General features: G+C 59.8%; 20 protein-coding genes and 2 pseudogenes. 11 read left to right on the top strand and 11 right to left on the bottom strand.

All coding sequences use genetic code 11. The features are described 5' to 3' along the window. The first annotated feature begins 59 nt into the window (after positions 1 to 59). The 3 genes from AC3IX4_RS16055 to AC3IX4_RS16045 all read left to right on the top strand — a co-directional run bounded on the left by AC3IX4_RS16055 (position 60) and on the right by AC3IX4_RS16045 (position 2,810). Positions 60 to 758, top strand: a complete 699-nt coding sequence (locus tag AC3IX4_RS16055; protein WP_489256421.1) for a CoA transferase subunit A — start codon at positions 60 to 62, stop codon at positions 756 to 758. 33 nt (positions 759 to 791) lie between these two features. After that, complete coding sequence (locus tag AC3IX4_RS16050) at positions 792 to 1,448, top strand: CoA transferase subunit B (protein WP_489256420.1); 657 nt, start codon at positions 792 to 794, stop codon at positions 1,446 to 1,448. Between the two features lie 153 nt (positions 1,449 to 1,601). Beyond that, positions 1,602 to 2,810 (top strand): TIGR00366 family protein, encoded by a 1,209-nt coding sequence (locus AC3IX4_RS16045; protein ID WP_489256419.1) that lies wholly within the window; start codon positions 1,602 to 1,604, stop codon positions 2,808 to 2,810. Positions 2,811 to 2,929: 119 nt separating this feature from the next. Here the strand turns inward: AC3IX4_RS16045 and mobA are convergent, their stop codons facing one another. After that, entirely contained in the window at positions 2,930 to 3,523 is a 594-nt protein-coding gene (mobA, locus tag AC3IX4_RS16040; RefSeq protein ID WP_489256418.1) for a molybdenum cofactor guanylyltransferase MobA, read from the bottom strand. A gap of 65 nt (positions 3,524 to 3,588) precedes the next feature. Here mobA and AC3IX4_RS16035 point away from each other — a divergent pair. Further along, a pseudogene (locus AC3IX4_RS16035) lies at positions 3,589 to 3,696 on the top strand (AraC family transcriptional regulator); the annotation flags it as partial. Between the two features lie 891 nt (positions 3,697 to 4,587). Here AC3IX4_RS16035 and AC3IX4_RS16030 read toward each other — a convergent pair. Further along, entirely contained in the window at positions 4,588 to 5,061 is a 474-nt protein-coding gene (locus AC3IX4_RS16030) for a hypothetical protein (RefSeq protein ID WP_489256417.1), read from the bottom strand. Between the two features lie 293 nt (positions 5,062 to 5,354). Here AC3IX4_RS16030 and ilvA point away from each other — a divergent pair, with 293 nt between their 5' ends. Both ilvA and AC3IX4_RS16020 read left to right on the top strand, forming a co-directional pair. Beyond that, on the top strand, positions 5,355 to 6,914 hold the full coding sequence (gene ilvA, locus AC3IX4_RS16025; protein ID WP_489256416.1) for a threonine ammonia-lyase, biosynthetic: 1,560 nt from the start codon (positions 5,355 to 5,357) through the stop codon (positions 6,912 to 6,914). A gap of 220 nt (positions 6,915 to 7,134) precedes the next feature. Then, on the top strand, positions 7,135 to 8,649 hold the full coding sequence (locus AC3IX4_RS16020) for an MFS transporter (RefSeq protein ID WP_489256415.1): 1,515 nt from the start codon (positions 7,135 to 7,137) through the stop codon (positions 8,647 to 8,649). A 102-nt stretch (positions 8,650 to 8,751) separates the two neighbouring features. Here the strand turns inward: AC3IX4_RS16020 and AC3IX4_RS16015 are convergent, their stop codons facing one another. Both AC3IX4_RS16015 and AC3IX4_RS16010 read right to left on the bottom strand, forming a co-directional pair. Next, entirely contained in the window at positions 8,752 to 10,104 is a 1,353-nt protein-coding gene (locus AC3IX4_RS16015; protein WP_489256414.1) for a GntP family permease, read from the bottom strand. Positions 10,105 to 10,185: 81 nt separating this feature from the next. Beyond that, a complete protein-coding gene (locus AC3IX4_RS16010; protein WP_489256413.1) occupies positions 10,186 to 10,722 on the bottom strand; it encodes a gluconokinase in 537 nt (178 codons plus the stop codon). Between the two features lie 205 nt (positions 10,723 to 10,927). Here AC3IX4_RS16010 and gntR point away from each other — a divergent pair, with 205 nt between their 5' ends. From gntR to AC3IX4_RS15995, 3 genes and pseudogenes are all read left to right on the top strand, one after another. Then, a complete protein-coding gene (gene gntR / locus AC3IX4_RS16005; RefSeq protein WP_489256412.1) occupies positions 10,928 to 11,947 on the top strand; it encodes an HTH-type transcriptional regulator GntR in 1,020 nt (339 codons plus the stop codon). 189 nt (positions 11,948 to 12,136) lie between these two features. After that, a pseudogene (locus AC3IX4_RS16000) lies at positions 12,137 to 12,919 on the top strand (PAS domain-containing protein); the annotation flags it as partial. 93 nt (positions 12,920 to 13,012) lie between these two features. Then, the gene (locus AC3IX4_RS15995; protein WP_489261297.1) at positions 13,013 to 13,456 is read left to right on the top strand and encodes a methyl-accepting chemotaxis protein; all 444 of its coding nucleotides are present in this window, start codon (positions 13,013 to 13,015) and stop codon (positions 13,454 to 13,456) included. A gap of 20 nt (positions 13,457 to 13,476) precedes the next feature. On the opposite strand, the gene AC3IX4_RS15990 is transcribed toward AC3IX4_RS15995, so the two are convergent. From AC3IX4_RS15990 to AC3IX4_RS15965, 6 genes are all read right to left on the bottom strand, one after another. Then, positions 13,477 to 13,725 (bottom strand): hypothetical protein, encoded by a 249-nt coding sequence (locus AC3IX4_RS15990; protein WP_489256411.1) that lies wholly within the window; start codon positions 13,723 to 13,725, stop codon positions 13,477 to 13,479. 123 nt (positions 13,726 to 13,848) lie between these two features. Further along, positions 13,849 to 14,190, bottom strand: a complete 342-nt coding sequence (locus tag AC3IX4_RS15985; protein WP_489256410.1) for a hypothetical protein — start codon at positions 14,188 to 14,190, stop codon at positions 13,849 to 13,851. Positions 14,191 to 14,235: 45 nt separating this feature from the next. Further along, positions 14,236 to 17,496: a transporter substrate-binding domain-containing protein gene (locus tag AC3IX4_RS15980; RefSeq protein ID WP_489256409.1), complete on the bottom strand. Its 3,261-nt coding sequence runs from the start codon at positions 17,494 to 17,496 to the stop codon at positions 14,236 to 14,238. Between the two features lie 6 nt (positions 17,497 to 17,502). After that, the gene (locus tag AC3IX4_RS15975) at positions 17,503 to 18,129 is read right to left on the bottom strand and encodes a response regulator (RefSeq protein ID WP_489256408.1); all 627 of its coding nucleotides are present in this window, start codon (positions 18,127 to 18,129) and stop codon (positions 17,503 to 17,505) included. A gap of 534 nt (positions 18,130 to 18,663) precedes the next feature. Further along, positions 18,664 to 19,149 (bottom strand): GNAT family N-acetyltransferase, encoded by a 486-nt coding sequence (locus AC3IX4_RS15970; RefSeq protein WP_489256407.1) that lies wholly within the window; start codon positions 19,147 to 19,149, stop codon positions 18,664 to 18,666. Between the two features lie 14 nt (positions 19,150 to 19,163). Continuing rightward, positions 19,164 to 20,405 carry an NAD(P)/FAD-dependent oxidoreductase gene (locus AC3IX4_RS15965; protein WP_489256406.1) on the bottom strand — a complete coding sequence of 414 codons (1,242 nt, stop codon included), beginning with the start codon at positions 20,403 to 20,405 and terminating at the stop codon, positions 19,164 to 19,166. A 128-nt stretch (positions 20,406 to 20,533) separates the two neighbouring features. On the opposite strand from AC3IX4_RS15965, the gene AC3IX4_RS15960 reads away from it, so the two are divergent. Then, a complete protein-coding gene (locus AC3IX4_RS15960) occupies positions 20,534 to 21,559 on the top strand; it encodes an Ldh family oxidoreductase (protein WP_489256405.1) in 1,026 nt (341 codons plus the stop codon). Positions 21,560 to 21,570: 11 nt separating this feature from the next. On the opposite strand, the gene AC3IX4_RS15955 is transcribed toward AC3IX4_RS15960, so the two are convergent. After that, positions 21,571 to 23,124: an FAD-dependent oxidoreductase gene (locus AC3IX4_RS15955; RefSeq protein ID WP_489256404.1), complete on the bottom strand. Its 1,554-nt coding sequence runs from the start codon at positions 23,122 to 23,124 to the stop codon at positions 21,571 to 21,573. Positions 23,125 to 23,322: 198 nt separating this feature from the next. Between AC3IX4_RS15955 and AC3IX4_RS15950 the strand changes: the two genes are divergently transcribed. After that, on the top strand, positions 23,323 to 24,438 hold the full coding sequence (locus tag AC3IX4_RS15950) for an aromatic ring-hydroxylating oxygenase subunit alpha (protein ID WP_489256403.1): 1,116 nt from the start codon (positions 23,323 to 23,325) through the stop codon (positions 24,436 to 24,438).

The raw sequence follows: 24,438 nt of genomic DNA, 5'->3' as shown, positions 1-24,438 counted from the left end.
GCGTTCAACGCTCAACGACATTGCGTCGTTCCCCAAACAACGATAAAAGGCGGATCAGCATGGCCGGACTCGACAAGCGAGTTGCAACCTACGAAGAAGCCCTGGAAGGCCTCACCGACAACATGACCGTATTGTCCGGTGGATTCGGAATTTGCGGCATCCCGGAAAACCTCATCAACGAAATCAAGCGTCGTGGCGTTCGCGGCCTGACCGTGGTTTCGAACAACTGTGGCGTCGATGGCTTTGGCCTGGGTGTGCTGCTCAAAGACCGTCAGATCCGCAAGATGATCGCCTCCTACGTGGGCGAAAACGCCCTGTTCGAGCGCCAGTTGCTCGACGGTGAACTGGAAGTCGAGCTGACCCCGCAAGGTACCCTGGCCGAGAAAATGCGTGCAGGCGGTGCTGGCATCCCTGCGTTCTTCACCGCCACCGGCTACGGTACGCCTGTGGCAGAAGGCAAGGAAGTGCGTGAGTTCAACGGGCGCAAATACATTCTGGAAGAAGCCATCACCGGCGACTTCGCCATCGTCAAAGGCTGGAAGGCCGACCACTACGGCAACGTGGTCTATCGCAATACTGCGCAAAACTTCAACCCGCTGGCTGCGACCGCCGGCAAGATCACCGTGGTTGAAGTCGAGGAAATCGTCGAGCCGGGCGTGCTGCTGCCCAGCGAGATCCATACCCCAGGCATCTACGTGGACCGGGTGATCGTCGGCACGTTCGAGAAACGCATCGAAAAACGCACGATCAAGGCCTGAACCCCTTCCCGCGAATAACAAGAGACCCTGACTATGGCACTTACCCGCGAACAAATGGCACAGCGCATTGCCCGTGAACTCAAGGATGGCTACTACGTCAACCTGGGTATCGGCATCCCGACCCTGGTGGCCAACTATGTCCCCAAGGACATCGACGTGATGCTGCAATCGGAAAACGGCCTGCTGGGCATGGGCGAGTACCCGACCGAGTCGGAAATTGACGCTGACATGATCAACGCCGGCAAGGAAACCGTGACTGCCCGCCGTGGCGCATCGATTTTCAACTCCGCCGAATCCTTCGCCATGATCCGTGGCGGCCATGTCGACCTGACCGTGCTGGGTGCCTTCGAAGTGGACGTGGAGGGCAACATCGCCTCCTGGATGATCCCAGGCAAACTGATCAAGGGCATGGGTGGGGCAATGGACCTGGTAGCCGGTGCCGATAACATCATCGTCACCATGACCCATGCCTCCAAGGACGGTGAGTCCAAACTGCTGTCGCGCTGCAGCCTGCCGCTGACCGGTGCCGGTTGCATCCGCAAGGTCCTGACTGACCTCGCCTACCTGGAAATCGAAAATGGTGCTTTCATCCTGCGCGAAACCGCACCGGGTGTGAGCATCGAGGAAATCGTGGCCAAGACCGCCGGTAAGCTGATCGTGCCGGACGACGTCGTGGAAATGACTTTCTAACCCAGCAAGTTCCTCGGCCCCATCGCGGCCTACATTGCTTTTCTGATCGGCCACGCACCGATCAGAGAAGCAATGTAGGTCGTTTTGGGGCCGTTGTCGTTTCAGGAAAATCATAAAAAGGACTTCCCATGGCCGCCGATATCGAAGATGCAGGTGGCCCGTTTCGCCCTCGTTTGTTCCAACTTTGCCGAGCGCTGGTTCCCTGACTCCTGGGTGTTCGCAGCCTTGGCCGTGGTGATGGTTGCTGTGGCCGCCCTGGCCATGGGGGCGGCACCGGCCGCTGCCGCCACAGCCTTTGGTGACGGCTTCTGGAGCCTGATCCCGTTCACCATGCAAATGGTCTTTGTGGTGATCGGCGGCTACGTGGTTGCCAGCTCACCGCCCGCCACCCGGCTGATCGAGAGCCTGGGCGCGGTATGGGCGCTGGGGCTGTCGTCTTCGGCGGCGCAATTGCAGGCCAACCCTGCCAGCTTGCCGCCGTCGATTCTGGCCATCACCGGTGTGATTCCCTTTACCGAGACCATTTTCCTCTGGCAGTCCGGTGTGCTGCTGGTGGCATTGCTCGTGGTCTCGTTGGTCGTGGCCTATGCCACCGCGCCGGGACCCAACAGCGCCCGTGATGCACAGTCCTGTGGCGTCGATCCAAACTTCAGTGCACCGCCCATGCCCAAGCGCACACGTCCAGGTGAATGGCTGGAATACAGCCCGATCCTGACCCTGCTGCTGGTTGCCCTGGCGGCGGGCTGGTTGTGGCACGAGTTTTCGACCAAGCCTGCAATCACCGCGATCTCCGGGCTCAACACCTACAACTTCCTGTTCATCATGGCCGGCGCTTTACTGCACTGGCGCCCGCGCAGCTTTCTGGATGCAGTGACCCGCGCGGTGCCCACCACCACGGGCGTGTTGATCCAGTTCCCGCTGTACGGCTCCATTGCGGCGATCCTGACCACGGTCAAGGGCGCCGATGCGCAGACGCTGGCCCATCACATCTCGACCTTTTTCGTGCAGATCGCCTCCCACGATACCTACGCGGTGTTGATGGGCGTGTACTCGGCGGTGCTGGGGTTCTTCATTCCCTCGGGCGGGGGCAAGTGGATCATCGAGGCGCCTTATGTGATGCAGGTGGCCAATGACATGCAGTATCACCTGGGCTGGGCGGTGCAAATCTATAACGCCGCCGAAGCGCTGCCGAACCTGATCAATCCGTTCTACATGCTGCCGCTGCTGGGCGTGCTGGGACTCAAGGCCCGCGATCTGATCGGTTTCTCGTTCGTGCAACTCTTGGTACACACGCCGCTGGTACTGTTCCTGCTGTGGGCACTGGGCACCACCTTGAGCTATCTACCCCCGGTCATGCCCTGAGCCCTGTAGGAGCCGGCTTTAGCCGCGATGGCATCACCGCGATCTACGATGAACCGCGGTGATGCCATCGCGGCTAAAGCCGGCTCCTACCGTTCATCCCAAGCGCAAATGTGGGTGTTTCAGCAGTCTGAGTCCAGTAAATCCGGGCTGTTGAAATTACTCAGGCGTGGGTCGTCCACGTCGCATTCCAGCGCTTGCAAGCCTTGAGCGAGCAAGGCCCGCAACAGGCTGCGCTCGCCGTCGTGCCACGCCTGAGCCAAGGCAGGTAGCAACGTTGCAGGGATCAGGCTGAACATCGGTTGCCACTGGCCCGCCTGGCGCACCATCACCGGTTGCGGCGGTGTGCCAGCACCGGCCAACAGCGATTCAAGCAGGTGCCGGTCGATCTTCGGTGCGTCGCAGGCCAGCACCAGGACTGCCCCATGACGAGCCTGTTGCAGGCCAGCCAACACACCGGTCAAAGGGCCGGGGTAGCCGAGCTCATGATCCTCGACTAAATGATCCGCGTACGGACGATACTGATCCTGATTGCGGTTGCAGGAAATGATCAGGTCGTCCGTCAGAGGGCGCACCACCTCATGCACATGGGCAATCAAGGGCCGCTCGCGCCAGCGCACCAGACCCTTGTCGCGCCCGCCCATGCGCTGGCCACGGCCGCCAGCCAGCAGCAGGATGGAGCAGGGGGGCACAAGCAAGGAGGAATTAGCGTTCATGGTTGACACTATTAGATGTGGCATTGTGGCTTGCACAGGGTTTCATAGACGGGTATTAAATCCCCATGACGACTCCATCGCAATTCTGGCGTGACCCAGCCGTACCCTTTATCGAAGCCCGTGGCGTCGAGGATGGGCGCAAGGTCTGCTATTCCCGGCATTCCCACCGAAACCCAAAAAAATCCAAAGCCGAACCCCAAGGCTAACAACCCCAACCCCACAGGCCATGGCACGTTGCAACAAATGTGGGAGCCGGCTTTTGCCGGCGAATGCGCCGCGCGGGCGGCGCTCGATCTCGGCAGCAGCACAAAACCCAAGACAAGCGCTTGGAAGCCTTGATACGGCCTTCCTCCCTTCATTCTCAGGGTGAACCCGTAGGGTGCCTGTCAACAGATCGCATGAGCCCCACGAGGTGCCTGCCTTGGTTTCTCCTTTGCTCTTGAGACCGAGCGCCGCCCGCGCGGCGCATTCGCCGGCTAAAGCCGGCTCCCACATTTTTTGCAACGTGCCATGGCCTGTGAGATTGGCGTTGCCTGCCACGCGCAATCCCACCAAACCCACAAACAACTAAAGCCGAACCACCAAGGCTAACAACCCCAACCCCACAGGCCATGGCACGTTGCAACAAATGTGGGAGCCGGCTTTAGCCGGCGAATGCGCCGCGCGGGCGGCGCTCGATCTACGCAGCAGCACAAAACTCAAGGCAAGCGCTTGGAAGCCTTGATACGGCCTTCCTCCCTTCATCCTCAGGGGGAACCCGTAGGGTGCCTGTCAACAGATCACATGAGCCCCACGAGGTGCCTGCCTTGGTTTCTCCTTTGCTCTTGAGACCGAGCGCCGCCCGCGCGGCGCATTCGCCGGCTAAAGCCGGCTCCCACATTTTTTGCAACGTGCCATGGCCTGTGAGATTGGCGTTGCCTGCCACGCGCAATCCCACCAAACCCACAAACAACTAAAGCCGAACCACCAAGGCTAACAACCCCAACCCCACAGGCCATGGCACGTTGCAAAAAATGTGGGAGCCGGCTTGAGCCGGCGAATGCGCCGCGCGGGCGGCGCTCGATCTACGCAGCAGCACAAAACTCAAGGCAAGCGCTTGGAAGCCTTGATACGGCCTTCCTCCCTTCATCCTCAGGGGGAACCCGTAGGGTGCCTGTCAATAGATCGCATGAGCCCCACGGGGTGCCTGCCTTGGTTTCTCCTTTGCTCTTGAGACCGAGCGCCGCCCGCGCGGCGCATTCGCCGGCTAAAGCCGGCTCCCACATTTGTTGCAACGTGCCATGGCCTGTGAGATTGGCGTTGCCTGCCACGCTCAATCCCACCAGAGCTTTTCCATCGGCGCGATCACCGCCGGGTGCAGCACCTATCTCAATGGCGACGGTTCTGGGCTTGAGCGAGGGCGGGGCATTCCAGCCGTTCTCCTGTACCCACACCCATGACGCTGAGGTATTTGAGGGCGTTGTTTCGTTGTATTCGAGTTTGGTCGATGCGGCATTGTCGGTAGAGCAAAAGAGCGCTGCCGCCGTCGCATTCTTCACCCGACTGCACCGGTTACTGCCCACCCAAGGACCTCATTTCGGATAGATAAGGCCTCACGTTAAAGAGATGCGCCCGAGCGGTATTGAAGAAAATGCCCCTATTAAGTGTTTGACTTGCCAAGGCTCGCTGGGATAGTTTCCTACCCATGACGACCTACATGCACCTGCCACAGCACAGCATTATTACCGCCATTATTCGATTGGCGGGCTAGCTGGCAGCTGCACCGAACCCGCCCTGGAGGCGGGTTTCTTCTCTCTCTCCTGGGCATTTTTTAAAGGACCAGGAGCGCTTCATGACCACCTTCCAGGCTTTCACCCCCACCGATCAAACGGCCTTGTCGCTGTCCAGCTACGTGCGCAAGATCCTCGCCGCGCCGGTCTATGATGTCGCTCTGCAAACGCCGCTGCAGAAGGCCAACGCCTTGTCTGCCGCACTGGGCAATCAGGTATTGCTCAAGCGTGAAGACCTGCAGCCGACCTTCTCGTTCAAGATCCGCGGCGCCTACACACGCCTTGCCGCCCTCGATGCCCAGCAGCGTGCCCGTGGAGTCATCACCGCCTCTGCCGGTAATCACGCCCAGGGCGTCGCTTTGGCCGCACGCAAGCTCGATATGGTGGCGACCATCGTGATGCCGACCACCACGCCGGAGCTGAAAGTCTCGGGCGTGCGTTCTCGAGGCGGCAATGTGGTGCTGCACGGCGACAGTTTCCCTCAATCGTTGGCCTATGCACTCAAGCTTTCCGAGGAGCAGGGCGCCACCTTTGTACCGCCCTACGACGACCCGGACGTGATCGCCGGGCAAGGCACTGTGGCCATGGAAATCCTGCGTCAGCACCCGGGTGAGCTCGACGCCATTTTCGTGCCGGTCGGCGGAGGTGGACTGATCGCGGGTATCGCCGCCTATGTGAAATACCTGCGCCCGGAAGTCAAAGTGATCGGCGTCGAGCCGCAGGACTCCAACTGCTTGCAAGCGGCAATGGCCGCCGGTGAGCGAGTGGTACTTTCTCAGGTCGGTACCTTTGCCGACGGCGTGGCGGTCGCGCAGATCGGCGCGCACTGTTTTGATATCTGCCGCCATCATGTGGACGCCGTCATCACGGTCAGCAGCGACGAGCTGTGCGCTGCGATCAAGGATATCTACGACGATACCCGCTCGATCACCGAGCCGTCGGGTGCGCTCGCTGTCGCCGGCATCAAGAAGTACGTGGCTCAGACCGGTGCCCGCGGCCAGACCCTGGTGGCCATCGACTCTGGTGCCAACGTCAATTTCGACCGCCTGCGCCATGTGGCCGAGCGCGCAGAGTTGGGTGAGCAGCGCGAAGCGATCGTTGCCGTGACCATCCCTGAGCAGCCGGGCAGCTTCAAGGCCTTCTGCCAGGCGCTGGGCAAACGGCAGATCACCGAATTCAACTATCGCCTGCACCCGGGCAAGGATGCGCAGCTGTTTGTTGGCGTACAGACTCACCCCTTGACCGACCCACGTGAGCAACTGCTGGCCAACCTGAGCGACCAAGGCTACACCGTGCTGGACCTGACCGAGAACGAACTGGCCAAGCTGCACATCCGCCACACCGTCGGTGGCCATGCGGTGCCTGCAGCCGACGAGTTGGTGCTGCGCTTCGAATTCCCCGAGCGCCCAGGCGCCTTGCTGAATTTCCTGGATCGCCTGGGCGAGCGCTGGAACATCAGCATGTTCCACTACCGCAACCACGGCGCCGCGGATGGGCGTGTGTTCACCGCCTTGCAGGTGCCTGCGGATGAGCGCGAACTGGTGCCGGCAGTGCTTGAGAGCATGGGGTATCGCTGGTGGGATGAGACTGAGAACCCTGCGTATCGGTTGTTCCTGGGCTGAGGTAGGAGCCGGCTTTACCGGGATGCCGGACCACCGCGATGGGCACGCCGCGGTACATCAGGCAAACTGCGGCGTGGCCATCGCGGCTAAAGCCGGCTCCTACACCAATGCAGTGAGTTCAATTCCTTTAATGAAATGCAACATTTCAGTCGCCTAATAAAACGCTATTCCTACCGTGATACCGGCACAATCGACCGCCTCTACGAACAAGGAGTTCACGATGCCGTCGATCAAGGAGACTTCCCATCCTGCAAGGGCCAGCACCAGCCGCTGGCTCGCCCTTGCCGTCCTCATGCTGCCAGTGCTGCTGGTCACCATCGACAACACCATCCTCAGCTTTGCCCTGCCTAAAATCGCCGAAGCCCTGGCGCCCAGCGCCAGCCAACAGTTGTGGATGATCGATGCCTATTCCCTGGTGCTGGCGGCGCTGCTGGTGACCATGGGCGGTATCGGTGATCGGGTTGGCCATCGTTTTATGCTGCTGTTGGGCGCGCTGGGCTTTGCCGTGTGTTCGGTATTGACGACGATGTCGACCACGCCGGGGCAGTTGATCGGCGGGCGGGCATTGATGGGGGTATTCGGCGCGATGTTGATGCCTTCGACGCTGGCCTTGATCGGTACGCTTTTCCAGGACCGTGAGCAGCGGCGGGTGGCGGTGGCGGTATGGGCGACGTGCCTGACCGTTGGTTCTGCCTTGGGGCCATTGATCGGCGGGGTGTTGTTGCAGTTCTTCAATTGGCCGTCGATCTTCTGGCTGGCGGTGCCCGTGCTGGTGCCGTTACTGCTGCTCGGGCCTGCGCTGTTGCCGGAATCCGAGCGAGCGACTTCGGGACGGATCGATCTGTACAGCATCCTGTTGTCGATGCTGGCACTGACCGGGGTTGTTTTCGCGATCAAGCACGTGGCAGCGACAGGGGTGGATGCCCAAGGCGCGTTCGCCTTGTTGGTCGGTGCCGTGGCGGGCGTGTTGTTCGTGCGTCGGCAACTGCGGCTTGACGTGCCGTTGCTGGACATCGCGTTGCTGCGCAATAGCGCGTTCAGTGGCGCGGTGCTGGTCAACCTGCTGAGCCTGGCGCTGCTGGTTGGCTTTGTGTTTTTCGCCACCCAACAGCTTCAAATCGTGCTCGGCATGGCGCCATTGGCCGCAAGCCTGGCGTTGGTGCCAGGGCAGGTGCTGGCCATTGTGGTCGGTATAAGCATCGTGCCGGTAGCCCAGCGGGTTGCGGCTCATCGCCTGATTCCCTTGCTGCTGGGATTTACGGGTGCAGCTTTTCTGCTGGTGGCGCTGGCGGGCGGTGGAATCACCACCTTGGTCATCGCTTTTGCGCTGCTGAATATTGGTGTCGGTGCAATTGCTTCGGTGTCCACGGATCTTGTGTTGTCTGCAGCGCCAACCCACAAGGCGGGTGCAGCTTCGGCGATCAGTGAAACGGCTTATGAGGTGGGGGTGGTGTTTGGCACGACTGTTCTGGGTGGGTTGCTGGCGGCCAGTTACCGCCATGCGTTGCAGCTTCCCGCCGAGTTGAGCGAAGAGCAGGCATGGCTTGCAAGCGAAACCCTGGCCGGTGCGGGCGTGGTCGCCGCGAGTCTCGGTGAGTTGGGCAGGGGCCTGACTGACGCTGCGAATGGGGCATTCGGTGTAGCGGTCAATCAGGTCAGTTGGTTGGCTGTGGCGTTGAGCCTGATCGCCATCGGCCTTGCCCGGCGCGCCTTCAAACCCCACGCAGGGAGGTAGGAGCCAGCCTTGGCTGCGATCGCATCAGCGCGGTATATCTGGCAAACCGCGGCGTCTGCATCGCGAGCGAGCTCAGCTCCTACCCCCCACAAGGTGCTGGGCTCAGACCACCAGCGACAGCAACATGATGAAGATGATGGCCACCACCGACAGGATGGTTTCCATCATCGACCAGGTCTTGAAGGTTTCGGCCACGGTCATGTTGAAATACTGCTTCACCAGCCAGAAACCGGCGTCGTTGACGTGGGAAAGAATCAAGGATCCGGCACCGGTAGCCAGCACCAGTAGTTCGCGGTTGACGCCCGGTACCATGCCCACCACCGGTACAACAATGCCGGCACCGGTGATGGTGGCGACGGTCGCGGAGCCGGTGGCAATGCGGATCACCGCCGCTACCAGCCAGGCCAGCATGATCGGTGAAATCTGCGCATGCACGGCCATTTGGCCGATCACGTTACCCACGCCGGTATCCACCAGCATCTGCTTGAAACCGCCACCCGCACCGACGATCAGCACGATCGCCGCGGTCGGCGCCAGGCTTTGGTCAAGCATCTTCATGATCTGCTGGCGGTTGAAACCACGCGCCGAACCGAAGGTGTAGAAGGCCAATAGCAGGGCCGCGAGGAGGGCGCTGATCGGGTGGCCGATCAAGTCCATCCACTGGCGGAAGATATGCTCCGGTGGCAGCACCACATCGGCAAAGGTCTTGAGCAGCATCAGGAACACCGGCAGCAGCACGGTGATCAGGGTGACGCTGAAGCTCGGTAGATTACGGTTGTCCGACTCCTTGGCGATCTGGTCCATCAACTCCTGGGACGGGTTGCCCGGAATGTACTTGGAAATGAAATTGCCGAAGAGCGGGCCGGCGATCACGGCCGTTGGCAAGCCAACAATCAAGCCATAGAAAATGGTCTTGCCGATGTCGGCACCGAAGATGCCAATGGCCAGCAGCGGGCCCGGGTGTGGCGGCACCAGGCCGTGAACCACCGACAGCCCGGCCAACAGCGGAATGCCGATTTTGATCAGCGACACCCCGGAACGCCGGGCAACGATGAACACCAGCGGAATCAGCAGCACAAAGCCGATTTCGAAGAACAGCGGGATACCGACCAGAAAGGCCGAAAACATCATCGCCCAGTGCACGTTCTTTTTACCGAACGCGCGTATCAGTGTCTGGGCGATCTGGTCGGCCCCGCCGGAATCCGCCATCAGCTTGCCGAGCATGGTGCCCAGTGCCAATACGATGCCGACAAATCCAAGCACGCCACCGAAGCCGTCCTGGAAGGATTTCATGACTTTGACCACCGGCATGCCTGAGGTCAGGCCAAGGAAGCCCGCCGCCAAGGTCAGGGCGACAAAAGGATGGACTTTGAATTGGGTGATCAGCAGCACGAGGCCGACAATGGTCACCAGTGCATCAAGAAGCAGGTAGGTATCAGTGGCTAAACCAAACATGGGCGCAGTGCCTCGAGTTGTTGTTGTGGCGGTACGGTAAAAGGTAGCGCTGTCTTTAGTGGGCCGAGCAAACCGTTAAGGTCACGCGGAACGAGCATTGCTGATGTTTTGGCTGTGCAGCCAGGTATGGACCTGTTCGGCCAGGGTCAGGATAGGTTGTGTGGCATCCAGTGCCAGGGTCAGTGATTCACCCACGGGGGACTCCAGCGCAGCGAACTGGCTTTCGATCAGGCTGACCGGCATAAAGTGACCGGGACGCGCCTTGACCCGGCGCGCAGCCTCTTCAGGTGAAAGCTCCAGGAAGACAAAGCCCAGGTTCGGAACGGCGTCGCGCAATGTCTCGCGGTAACGGCGCTTGAGTGCCGAGCAGGTGAGGATCGGGCGCTCGCCGTTGGCAACGGTGGCGCTCAGCTCTTGACCCAGGCGCACAAGCCAGCCGGCGCGATCTTCATCGTCCAGAGGAATGCCGGCGCTCATTTTGGCGATATTGGCCGCAGGGTGGAACGCGTCGCCTTCGATCAGGCGGCCGCCACTGTGGTCAGCAATGGCTTGGCCTATGCAGCTTTTGCCACATCCGGCGACACCCATTACAACCAAGGCGGGCAGAGGGGAATTCATCGGAACCTCCTGCGGGAAGACAGCGCTATCTTGGTCGAATGGAATCGACCGCCGCAGGCGCTGCACCCTGATGTTATTAGTCTTGTCCAAGCAGTTTGAAGCGCTCTCATAAAGCCCGGAAACAAATGACGATTGCTCCCAGCCAGAGACAGCGCTACCTTAGTGCCGGTTCCCCATTCTTGGCAAGTCGAAAATAATCATACCCATGACCCGCATTGGCTCTCGAACTACAGGTCGTCCCACCCTGGCGGAAGTCGCAAGGCTTTCCGGGGTGTCTCCCATCACCGCCTCACGGGCCTTGCGTGGTGTCGCCACGGTCGCGCCGGAACTGGTCAAAAAGGTCCAGGAAGCGGCATCGCAACTCGGTTACGTCGCCAACCCGGCAGCCCGCGCCTTGGCGTCGGCCAAGAGCCAGTCGATCGTGGTGCTGATCCCTTCGCTTTCCAACCAACTGTTTATCGATACCCTGGAAGCCATCCACGAAGTCATGCGCCCTCGCGGCCTGGAAGTGCTGATCGGCAACTTTCACTATGATGTCGACGTCGAAGAAAACCTGATTCGCAACTACTTGGCCTATCAACCTGGCGGTATTTTGCTGACTGGCTTTGCCCGTACCGAGGGATCCCGGCGCATGCTGGCGGCCAGCGGTGTACCTTGTGTGCACATGATGGAACTGAATTCGGCACCCGGTGTGACATCGGTCGGCTTTTCCCAAGTCCAGGCTGGCGCCGTGGCGGCCCAGCACCTGATCGACAGCGGTCGTCGGCGCTTGGCGTTCGTGGCAGCGCAACTGGACCCACGGGTGATGCAGCGCGGTGAAGGCTTTCGTCAGACCCTGCGCGAAGCGGGCCTATACGATGAAGCCTTGGAGTTTCTGGCGCCCGAGCCCTCGTCTATTGGCTTGGGTGGTGAATTGTTCAGCGACCTGATGCGCCGCCATCCTGACGTCGATGGAATTTTCTTTTGCAACGACGACCTGGCTCAGGGCGCCATTCTTGAAGCCTTGCGCCAGGGCATCGCGGTGCCGGGGCAGGTGGCAATGATCGGCTTCAACGATTTGCCCGCATCGGCCCATTTGGTGCCGCGCTTGACCTCGATTCGCACCCCCCGGGCAGCCATCGGCCGGCGAGCCGCGCAACTGCTGCTGGCGCGAATGGATGGCAAGCTCGATGGCGGGCTGACGCACGACCTTGGCTTTGAATTGGTGGTTCGCGAAAGTACCTGAGGCCAAATAAAGCCGCGCTGATGGCAATGTGCTTGCAGTTGCCACGCGGCTGGATCATGCTTGTATTAATTTGTAATTAGTCATTAAGAAGGGGGGCGTGCCCCCGTTTTGTGGTGCGTGGATTTTGCGGTTCTGATTCAAGGTTTTTAAAGCTCCGTTAATAACAATCGCGCAAGGAGTGGTCAGCCCATGTTTGATTCTCGCCGCAAATCCGATCGGGCTGAAATTGCCCGTGTTTCTGCAGCATTGGCAGCCTCCCAGGCCAAACTGGCAGCAATCAGCCAATCCATGGCAATGATCGAGTTCACCCCTGAAGGCATCATCCTGGATACCAATGAGCATTTTTGCCGAACCGTGGGCTATAGCGCCGATGAGATCCTCGGCAAGCACCATCGGTTGTTCTGTGACGAGAAGTACGTTAAAACCCCTGATTATCAAGGCTTCTGGCAGGCTCTTGCCCGTGGTGAAGCGCTCAGCGGCACCTTTTCGCGGGTCGACAAGAAAGGCGCCGATGTCTGGCTCGAAGCCAGTTATATGCCGGTGTTGGATGCCCAGCGCCAAGTGGTCAGTGTGATAAAGGTTGCCAGCAACATCACCGAACGAGTCAATCGAGAGCACGAGAGCAAAGCCTTGATCGACGCCATCAGCCGCTCGATGGCGACCGTCCAGTTCACCTCTGAAGGCAATGTCATCAGCGCCAACGAAAATTTCCTCAACACCATGCATTACTCGCTCAACGAGGTGGTAGGTCGACATCACAGCCTGTTTTGCCATCGCAGTGAAGTTGACAGTGCACAATACAAAGCCTTCTGGGCGTCATTGAATCGCGGGGAGTATCACGCGCATCGATTCGAGCGCGTCAATAAACAAGGCCAAGTGGTGTTTCTGGAGGCGTCCTACAACCCGATCTTTGATGCCAAGGGTCGGTTGTGCAAGGTGGTGAAATTCGCAAGCGACATCACCCAGCAAGTCATCACCCAGCAGACCGCTGCCGATTCTGCCCACGCCACCTCGGTACAGAACGATGCTTGCGCGCAAAAGGGCTCGCACGTTGTCCAGCAGACTGTGCAGGTGATCGAGCAGATTTCCCAGGAGTTGAACGAAGCTGCGCGCAGCATTGATGCGGTCAGCAAACAATCCCAGGTGATCGGCAAGATCGTCCAGACCATTCGCGGTATTGCCGATCAGACCAATCTATTGGCCCTCAACGCCGCAATCGAGGCGGCGCGGGCCGGGGAGCACGGACGCGGCTTTGCGGTGGTCGCCGATGAGGTACGCAGTTTGGCGGCACGTACCAGCCAGGCCACCCTGGAAATCGTCGAGGTGGTGCGCCAGAACCACGACCTGTCACTCAGCGCCGTGGCGAGTATGCAATCAAGCCTGAGCCGTACCGGCCTAGGTGTGGAGCTTGCGAACGAGGCCGGTGAGGTGATCCTGGAAATCCAGCAGGGCTCGCGGCATGTGGTCGATGCGATCGGTCAGATCAATGCGACCCTACAACTGCATTGAGCCCTGCCAAGGGGAAGCGCTCAGAACAGGGCTTTCCCTTGATCAAGCTGTTGGTCGACCAGCCACTTGCCATGGGCGATGGACGCGTGTTGGGCGTTTTCAAGGTCCGATAGAAATGCCATCTTCACCGGCAATGGCAGGCGCCTGGTGGTGTGGCCTTCGGGGTCGGTAATCAGGCAGCCTCCGGCCCATGGTGTTGGGATGCCGGGATGTTCTTCGATGTTGGCGACAATGGTGTAGTTGCGGTGCACACAGTGAAGGGTGTTCATTAGATCAACCTCGCTGTTAGGTGGCCATCTGCCTGGCCCGGGAGTTTCAATCAGAGATCCTCAAGGGGTTCGAAGGTTCCACTGATTTGATCGGGTATACCACAGTTATCGACGGGCATGGCCTCAGCCGACGACCGTTTTGCCGCGCCGCTTGAGTCGCAGGTATAGCCAGGCAGCCGTGAAAGTCAGGACGCCCCAGCAGCCGGCATTGAGTAGCCGCCATGAGCCATGTTCGTGGCCGGCCATCCAGCGTTGATCGAGTGCCAACAAGGACGCCGGAAGGTTCAGCACGGCGAGAACCACTTGGTGATGGGAGAGGAAGGCGCAGGGCTCATCCAGATTGGCGCACAGAAACAGACTCGCTTGTACCGACAACGTGAGCAACCCGTTGATACCGCCTACGGCAATGGCCAGCAGCAAGGGCAGGAGCAAGTGGCGACGGGGAAGGCGGGAAATTAGTGTCATATAAGATTGGATTTGCAAAAAAGAATTTATCTTAATTGGATTTTGTTACGAACCGAAATCCCTTTCGTCTGGATCGGACTTCAGGTGACGGCCGAGTTGATCGGCCAGATTCGCCAGGCTTGATTGTAAATTCTCACTCAGAGCCTGGATGTGTGCCGGACTGGCGCCTGCTCGGCAAGCCTGTTCCAGGGCCTCGCAACGGGCAACGATCGTCTTGGCCTTGAGCAATTGCGCGCCGCCAAGAATGCGGTGGGCCAGGTCGGCAAGCGCCGTCAGGTCGCAGGCTTGGGTCAATGCCAGAAGTGCCTGATATTCCTCTTGATTGCTGCGAGCAATTTCCTTGAGCAAGCGCTCGACCAATAAAGGATCGCCCAGGCTCAACTGACGTACCTGGTCCAGGTCCAGGCCTTCATTGACTGGCCCCGCTGGCGCCAGGGGTGTCAGGGGTGTCAGGGCATTGAGGTGCAGGTTGAGCTCGTTCAAGCCAATCGGCTTGAACAGGCAGTCGTTCATGCCAGCTGCCAGGCATCGCTCCCGTTCTTCGGCCTGGGCGTTGGCGGTGAAGCCCAGAATCAGGCAGGCCTGTCGACCCTGGGCCTGCTCTTGAGCACGAATGGCCTGGCTCAGCTCATAGCCGTTCATCACAGGCATGTTGCAATCGCTGATGACAACGTCGAAATGCCCACGACGCCAGGCCTCAAGTCCCGCCACCCCATCGGCGGCCTCGCTGACCCGATGACCCAGAAAGGTCAATTGCTTGTTCAACAGCATCAGGTTGGCCGGGTAGTCATCCACCACCAGGACGCTCAAGCTGACCTTCGCCGCCTGCACTGCCGGTGCCTCCTGGGTAACCGGTGCACGGCTCAGCGGTACGTTCAGGTGCAAGCGCACTCGGGTGCCTTGGCCAGGCGTGCTTTGCAGGGTCAAACGGCCGCCCATCATTTCACACAAGGTGCGACTGATGACCAGGCCCAGGCCGGTACCCTGGCGGGTTGCGGGGCCATCAGCCTGGGCGAAAGGGCTGAACAGGCGCGCCTGATCCTCAGCACTGATACCGATGCCGGTATCTTCGACCAGCACCATCAGTTCCAGGCTGTCGGCATCGTCCAGGCGTTTACCGCGCACCACCAGCCGCACCTGGCCCTGCTCGGTGAATTTCAACGCATTGCTCAGCAAGTTCGACAGGATCTGCTTGAAGCGCAAAGGGTCGATCAGCACCGTCTCAGGCAAGTCCGGCTGCAGCTCGACGATCAGCCGCAACCCCTTGAGCCGGGCATTCCCCTCGAACATTCTCCCCGCAGCCAGAAAGAGCGCACGCAGATCGGAGGGCTCGGGGTTCAGGCTCATGTGGCCAGATTCGATTCGAACGATATCGAGAATATCGCCGATCAGGGCCAACAGGCCGTTGGCCGAATCGAAAGCCACTTGCAGCGCGAAGCGATCCAACTGGCCCTGGTCGGCTTTTTTCAAGGCCATTTCCAACAAGCCGATGACAGCGTTCATGGGCGTACGGATTTCGTGGCTCATGGTCGCCAGAAAGGTGGTTTTGGCTCGGCTGGCGTCAATCGCCCGCTCCTTGGCCTGACGCAGTTGCTCAAGCAGCACGGCGCGCTCTTGGTTGAGCTTGCGCAAGTGGGTGTTCCAGGCCAGAAAACCCAGGAGCAAGGCGCCAGCACCCAACAGAATCTGAATGATCAACGACCGGTAGTTTCGCCATGAACTGTCATTGATCACCGCGTTGGTGCGCCAGCGATTGGCCAGTTGGACCATTTCATCGGGTGCAATCGCCAGCAGGGACTTGTCCAGGATGGCCAGCAGGACTGAGTCATCCGGCCGGGTGGCAAAGGCCGTTGTGGCCGGTATATCGCCAACGGTGGCGACAATCCGCAAGCGGTCCTTGAACAGACGATTGACGAAATAGCTGGCGCTGATCTGCGCGTTCAGCGCCGCGTCCGCTCGCCCTTGGGCGACCCTTTCCATGGCATCCAGAGCGTTGCGAGCCGGCACCAGGGTGATGGTCGGAAATTGCTGTTGCAAATGCGCTTCCAACAATGTGCCCTTCACCAGTGCCAGGCGCTTGCCCTGAAGTTGTTCCAGCGTCATGGAGCCTGGTCCATCCTGGCGGGTGATCAGCACAAACGAGTTGGCAAGATAAGGGCGGGTAAAGTGCAGCGCCTGCTCGCGCCTGTCACTGCGATTGATCGCACCGATCATGTCTGCCTGGCCTTGGCTCAGCGCGTCGATCATGGCCTGGACCGAATCGACCGCACTGATCTCGAAGCGCAAACCGGTGCGCAAGCTGATCTGTTGCAGGACATCGGCGGTAATACCGCGAAATCGCTGGTCGGCGTCGAAAAAGGTCAAGGGGGCGAAGCTTTCGTTGATCACCACTCGGATGACCGGATGCTGCTCGATCCATTGGCGTTCTTGCGGGCTTAGGTATAACGCGGCGTTACTCATCAGCATGCTGGTGCTACCGCCACTCCAGCGCTTGAGAATATTCAACCGATCGCTTTCACCAATGCTGAGCAAGGCGCTGTTGATCAGCGCTAGCAACTCGGGTGTATCGCGATTGAGGGCAAAGCCGAAGGCCTTGGGTGGCTGGCGAACGAAGTGGGACAAACGAACGCTGTCCAGATAGTTTTTGCTGACCAGGTAATCAGAGCTGATGGCGTCGCCCAGATAAGCGTCCGCGGCGCCAAAGGCAAGGGCGGCCAAGGCGGCTTGAATGGAGGGGTATAGCGTGAGTCGGGCCTGCGGATAGAGCTTTTCTACGTCTGTGGTGGGTAAGTAATGGTCCACCATGGCCAAGGTTGCGTCTGCCAGGCTGTCATCAGGAAGACGCGGCTTGCCGGCCGGCGTCACGATCACCGATTGGTCTTCGGCATAGGGTTGGCTGAGCACAAGGTTCGCATCAGCCGCCTCGAAGCTGTTGGAGCTGCCCAGTAAATCAATGCTGCCGGCATGCAGGGCATCAATGGCTTCGCGCCGGCTGTCAAAGCGCCGCACCTGCACGGCTACATCCAGGCGCTCAGCGAGCAAGCCGATGTAGTCCGCAGTCAAACCCTCGTATTCGGACTGGCTGACGTTAATGTCGAAGGGGGGATAGTCCGGTGCTGATGTTCCAAACACCAATACCTGCTTGTGCTTGAGCCATTGCAGCTGCGTCGCGCTCAAGATGGGCTGTTCGTTGCCGATTCCAGGCCGCGCCAATAGCTGGCGCGCTTGCCCAGGCTGAGCCATGGCTGCCTCCGGGAGCCCGAGCAGCAGCCAGAACGTCAGTAGCGCAGCGCCAAGGTTGGGCATGCAGGTTCAGATCGGTGTCAAGCGCTTGGCCATATCGACCATTTCAACCAGCGAGCTGACCTGCAGTTTCTCCATGATACGGGTCTTGTAAGTGCTAATGGTTTTCGGGCTCAGGTTCATGACTTCACTGATGGCGTTGTTGCTCAAGCCTTTGGCCAAGTGTTCCAGTACCGCCAGCTCTCGGTTGGACAAGGTCGAGAATAAATGCTCCTCACTGTGCAGTTTGCGACTGCGTGTGCGCGGGGAGTTCATCAAGTCAGGGAAACAGCTGTAGCCGGACATCACGGCGCGAAGTGCGCCGAGCAGTTCTTCAAGATCTTCGCCTTTGCGGACAAAAGCGGCGGCGCCGGCTTGCTGGCAGCGCTTGGAGTAAAGGGCCGGTTCCTGAGCGGTCAACACCAGCACACGTGTCGGAGAGTCGAGGCGCTTGAGCCGTTCTATGACTTCCAGGCCATCGGCTCCCGGAAGCCCGATATCAAGAATGACCACATCGGGATGGGTCTCGCGAGCCAGTTGGATTGCCCCTGCGGCGTCGCCGGTTTCACCGACCACTTTATAACCCTTGCGCTCCAGCAGCAGGCGAACGGCAAGGCGGATCACGGGGTGGTCGTCGACGATGAGTGCCTTGTGCATCGAATGGCTCCTTGACAGTGCCTGAAAGCAATGCGGGCACCGGGGTGGTGGGGTAGGCCGCACACCTTAAGACGATTTCTCCATTTTGGATATTCGAAGTATAGGCTGAAGGAAAACTCCACATAATAAATAGGAAAATTCCTACATCGATATCTGTCGAACTTGAAACTTTACGACTTTCAACGGGCCGAGAGTGCAGAAAACCCGTTATTTATCTCGTGATCAGGCGAACTGCACGACTCTGCGCTGGCTTGTTTTCCAAGTCATTGAAATAACGGTGAGTTTGCTTTGCTGTGGAATGGCACAGACTATGCGGCCACTCCCTCAAAGGCCATTGGCCACTGGCGGGAGTAAAATAACAATGATTACTAACGACACTTATCCGACACGCTTTACGGAAACTGACCACAGTTCGGGTGTGACATGGTCGGCTATTTTTGCCAATCCGGGTTTCCCCGCGAGGTATCGTGCCTGACACATCGCGGTGTCCTCATCGCAGCCAAGGCTGGCTCCTACCCTGGTATTAGGGCTCGCTTAGAGTCCAGATAGTGCAAATTGCTTCAGTCGCTCGCCATCCAACCGGTAGCGCACCCATTCATCCTGCGGCTCGGCACCGATGGATTGGTAGAAGTCGATGGCCGGCTGGTTCCAGTCCAGCACACTCCATTCAAACCGTCCGCAGCCTTTGTCGCAGGCCAGCTGGGCCAGATACCGCAGCAACGCCTTGCCCGCCCCGCAGCCACGGTACTCGGTGGCCACGTACAGGTCTTCCAGGTACAGCCCGTTTCGGCCTTGCCAAGTGGAGTAGTTGAAAAAGTACACCGCAAACCCGACGGGCTGATCGCCCTGGTAGCACATCAGCGCGTGGGCGCTGGCCTGCTCGCCAAACAGGCTTTGCTCGATGTCGGCGACGCTGGCGACGACTTGCTCGGCGGCTTTCTCAAAGACAGCCAGCTCCGTGATAAAACCCAGGATCTGTTCAACGTCTTCGCGGGTGGCCGGGCGAATGGTCAGGGACATGGTAGCTCCTTGGGTCAGTTGAAACGCGCTGCGCTGTAGGGTGTGGGGTCGGTAAAAGTGGCTGCGCCGGTCATCATTTCCGCCAACAGGCGGCCACTGACCGGGCCCAGCGTGAGGCCGTGATGAGCGTGGCCGAAGTTAAACCACAGGCCTTTGTGACGCGAAGCGGGGCCGATGACCGGGCGCATGTCCGGTAGACAAGGGCGGCGACCCAGCCAGGGCGTGGTCTCCACAGGTTCGCCCAAGGGAAACAGCGAGCGTGCCAGGGTTTCGCAACGCTTGAGCTGGATCTCGTTGGCCGGATCTTCGCTCGCCGCAAACTCGATGCCGGTGGTCAGGCGGATGCCCTGCGCCATGGGCGCCAGCACGTAACCGGCCTGGGCATCGCAGATCGAATGCGCAAGCACCGCACCGTCGCGCGGGCGATAGTGGCGGTGGTAGCCGCGCTTGATCTCCATCGGAATGGCGTAGCCCAGGCGCTTGAACAAGTCCCCAGACTGCGGGCCGAGGGCGATGACCACCTCGGGGGCGGTGATCGGGCCTTGGCGCGAATCCACCTGCCATTCACTGTCGAGCTGGCGCAGGCTGCGCGCATCGCCGTGGATGAACAGCCCGCCGCGTTTGACGAACAGTGCATTGTAGCCACGCACCAGTGCGCCAGGGTCGGTGACAGTCTTGGGGTCCAACCAGTGAATGCCGCCGATGGCATTGGCGCTCAGGTCGTGCTCGCGCTCATGCAGTTGCTGGCGGTCGAGTATCTCGAAGCGCAAGCCGTAACTGACCAGGGCGTTGGCATCGGCCTTGGCCTTCTGGAAGGCGTCGTGATTGCGGTACACCTCGATCCAGCCGTGGGCCTTGATCAGCGAGCCCAGTTCGGCGGCTTCGACCAGTGCATCATGTTCCTCGATGCAGCGCTCCACCAACGGCAGCATGGCCTGGGTGGCAACGGCCAGAGGACCGGGCGCGGAGTTTTGCCAGTACTTAAATAGCCAGGGGACGACCTTGGGCAGGTAGCGCCAGCTGTAGCGCACGTCGGACTGCTGGTTCAAGCCATAGCGCAGCAAGCTCGACAGCTCTCGAGGGAAGGCATAGGGAATCACGCTTGATCGTTCGATCAGGCCGGCGTTGCCGTAGCTGGTGCCGCTGCCCGGCGGGTTGCGGTCGATCAGCACCACTTTGCGCCCCCGTGCTTGCAAGTGCAGGGCCGTGCAGACGCCGACGATACCAGCGCCCAGAACGATGGTTTGGCAATCCATGGAAAATAATCCTCCTGATTAAACGTGGGTTGATCACAGCCTGGCGGCAGCGGCGACAGATTGCAATCCGCTGTTGGTTTATCAGCCATCTGCTGTTTACACTCCCACTATTAACAATGGAGCTCCAGATGTCCGCGCATACCGATCACGTTGGCGAACACATTGCTTTCAATGACCTGCAGGCAATGCTGCAGACGATTTTCGAGCGACATGGCACTTCAGCTGAAGTGGCCCGGGTATTGGCTTTTAACTGCGCCAGTGCGCAGCGTGACGGCGCCCACAGTCATGGTGTGTTCCGTATCCCAGGCTACGTGTCGACGCTGGCCAGCGGCTGGGTCAATGGCAAGGCCGTGCCAGTGGTGACCGATGTGGCCTCAGGGTTCGTGCGCGTCGATGCCGGCGGCGGTTTTGCCCAGCCGGCGCTGGCTGCTGCGCGAGCATTGTTGGTCAAGAAAGTGCGTGAGGCGGGCATCGCCGTCCTGGCCATTCATAACTCTCATCATTTCGCCGCCTTGTGGCCGGATGTCGAGCCCTTTGCCGAGGAAGGGTTGGTGGCACTGAGCGTGGTCAACAGCATGACCTGCGTGGTGCCGCATGGGGCGAAAAAACCGTTGTTTGGCACCAACCCCATCGCCTTCGCCGCGCCGTGTGCGGGCAGTGACCCGATCGTCTTCGACATGGCCACCAGCGCCATGGCTCACGGTGACGTACAGATCGCGGCGCGTAAGGGCGAGCTACTACCCCCAGGCATCGGCGTGGACTGTAACGGCCAGCCTAGCTGCGATCCGAACGCCATACTGGATGGCGGCGCGCTGCTACCCTTCGGCGGGCACAAGGGTTCGGCGCTGTCGATGATGGTCGAGTTGCTGGCTGCAGCACTGACGGGTGGGAACTTCTCCTTTGAGTTCGACTGGTCGCAACATCCGGGGGCGAAAACGCCGTGGACGGGGCAATTGATCATCGTCATCGATCCGCAAAAATCCGGTGGCGGATTTGCTGAGCGCAGCCATGAGTTGGTCCGTCAGATGCAAGAAGCCGGTTTGCAACGGTTGCCGGGTGAGCGACGCTTTCGCGAGCGCGAGGTCTCGGCCCGGGAAGGCGTCACGGTCGAGGCTGAAGAAATGGCGCGGCTTCGCGCCCTGGCGGACATTTAAGCTCTATTTCGTTAGTGATTTTCCTGTGCCGCGCTGGCGGTGGCGTTGCGAATTAGGGTTAGCGCGTCCTGTCGCGTCAAAGGCTGTTTCATCCGCTGCGCCAACAGGGCCATGGCCGCGGGATATTCGCAGGCCACCACCGATTCGACCTGCTCATCGATGCACAGCAGCGCGATAAACGTCCAACTTTCCGGGTTGCCCTCATAGACGATGCGGTCCCAATGTTGGGCGTGGCCCAACACTTCCAGCGTCTTGCCGAAGTGGTAGGTCCAGAAGAACGGAACGCCATCGAATGTCTGCTGCTGGCCGAGCATGTTCAGTGCCGCCACGCGCCCCTGATGCTGGGCCACCCGCCAGTGCTCGATGCGCAGCCTTTGGCCTGCGATGGGCACGTTCGCCAGATCACCCGCGGCCCACAACCCCGGCACAGCCTGTAGATATTCATCGACCTTCACAGACTGGTCATCGGCCAGGTCCAGGCCTGTCAGCATTTCGGTAGCGGGTTTCACGCCGGTGCCGAACAGCACCAGATCGGCGCTCAAGCGCAAGCCATTTTCCAATTGCACCGCTTCGACCCGACCGTTGCCGATCAGGCTGTGCGGTTCGGTTTGCGTCTGGAATATCACACCCTGTTGTTTGTGCAGGGCTTGCAGCGTTTCACCGATACGCTCGCCCAATTGACGGCTCAAGGGCACCCTATGCCGGGAGACCACCTGCACTTCAAGGCCGCGCTCCCGTAAGGCCGAAGCAGCTTCCAGGCCGATAAAGCTGTCCCCGATGATCACGGCCTGCTGGCCCGGTTGAGCGGCGTCCAGCACCTGTTGGGCGTCGTCGCGGTTGCGCAAGACAAAGGCGCCTGGCAGGTCGGCACCTTCGATAGGCGGCCGTTGCGCCACTGCACCGGTCGCCAGCAATGCGCAGTCATAGGCCATTACCTCGCCGCCGTGGAGGTGGATCTGGTGTGCCTGAGGGTCGATGCGCTCTACCTTGGCGTGGATCCGTTCAAGGCCCGGGTGCTGGTAAAGGCTGTCACCCAGCAAAGCAGGAATTTCGGTGTCGGGCATTTCCCCGGCGATGACAAATTTGCTTAGCGCGGTGCGGTCGTAGGACGGGCGCGGTTCCTGATCGATCCACAGCAGCCGACCGGCAAAGCCTTGTTGATACAAGGTGGCTATGGCTGCACTCCCAGCGGCTCCAGCGCCGATGACGGCCATGCAGCGCTGAGCGTCCTTCACCGGGCGTTGAGGGTGGGGCAGCGGCTGATCGTCGACCCACACAGCATTTTCGATCACGCGTACGGGATAGCGCTTGAGGTCCGCCAAGGCGGGGGGCTCGCAGACGTGGCCATCCTTGAGATCAAACATCGCCTTGTGCCACGGGCAGATCAGCCGACCTTCACACAGCACGCCTTCTTCCAGTGGCGCCCCGGCATGCGGACAGTCGGCTTGAAAGGCCTGCACCTGATCGCCTTGTCGCACCAGTATCAAAGCGATGCCATTCAATTCGATTCGGCTTGGATGCTGATCGCTCAGTTCATCCAGACGGGCAACGGCTTGCAGTGTCATGGGGGCACCTGCGGTGGATGTTCATGACCTATGAAAACACCGATTCTCGGTTGAGTTCCGCTGAGGTGCCCGACGGCTTTTCATCCGTCAGCACGCAACAAGCAATTGCATTTGAGGGAAAAGTTCGCGATGATTCTGTTAACCAATGGTTTAATGTTAACCAGTGGTTAACAGATAAAACCAAAAAGAGGATCGATCGTGAATACCACCGTGAAGCTGCCAGCCGATTTCTGTCAGAACCTGGACGAGGCCTACACCATTCCTGCGCCGTACTACACGCAAGCGGCTGTGTTCGAAGCAGAAAAGGAGGCCATCTTTGCCAAGAGCTGGATGTGCGTGGCGCATCGCAGCGAAGTCGCTGACAGCAATGCCTACATCACCCGCGAAATCATGGGTGAAAGCATCATTGTGGTCAGGGGGCGCGATGGCGTATTGCGGGCGTTCTACAACGTCTGCCCGCACCGTGGTCACCAATTGCTGGCCGGCAGCGGTAAGGCCAAGAACGTGATTACCTGCCCCTACCATGCCTGGGCCTTCAAGCTGGACGGTGAGCTGGCACACGCTCGCAACTGTGAAAACGTGGTGAATTTCGACAAGGAAAACTCAAGCCTGGTGCAACTGCGGGTCGAGGAATACGCAGGCTTCATCTTCATTAATATGGATAGCCAGGCTGACAGCGTCGAAGCGCAACTGCCTGGCCTCGAAGCCAGCATGCGCAAAGCGTGCCCGGTGATCGACGACTTGCATCTGGCCGCGCGTTTTGTCAGCCATACCGCGGCCAACTGGAAATCCATCGTCGACAATTATCAGGAGTGCTACCACTGCGCGCCTGCGCACCCGGGCTTTTCCGACTCGGTGGACGTGAGCCAGTACGGCCACACGCTGCATCAGAACTGGTCGATGCAGTCCGGCAAGGCCAAGTCCTCCGAGCGTTCTTTCAAGTTCGACGAAGCCAACGGCGGTGCCGAATACGCTGGCTACTGGGTGTGGCCGTGCAGCATGTTCAACATGCCGCCGGGCGGGAACTTCATGACGGTGATCTATGAGTTCCCGGTGGATGCCAACACCACCTTGCAGCACTACGATGTGTACTTCCTCAACAAAGACATCACCGCTGAACAGCAAGCTTTGATCGAGTGGTACCGGGACGTGTTCCGGCCTGAAGACCTTCGCTTGGTCGAAAGTGTGCAAAAGGGCCTGAAGTCCCGTGGCTACCGAGGCCAGGGGCGGATCATGACTGACCGCGGACGCACCGGCTTGAGCGAGCATGGCATTGCCCATTTCCACAATATTTTTGCGCGTAGCCTGGGGTGA

It is taken from the genome of Pseudomonas sp. KH_021 (genome assembly GCF_057838865.1).
This window is presented reverse-complemented; position numbering and strand designations above follow the sequence as displayed.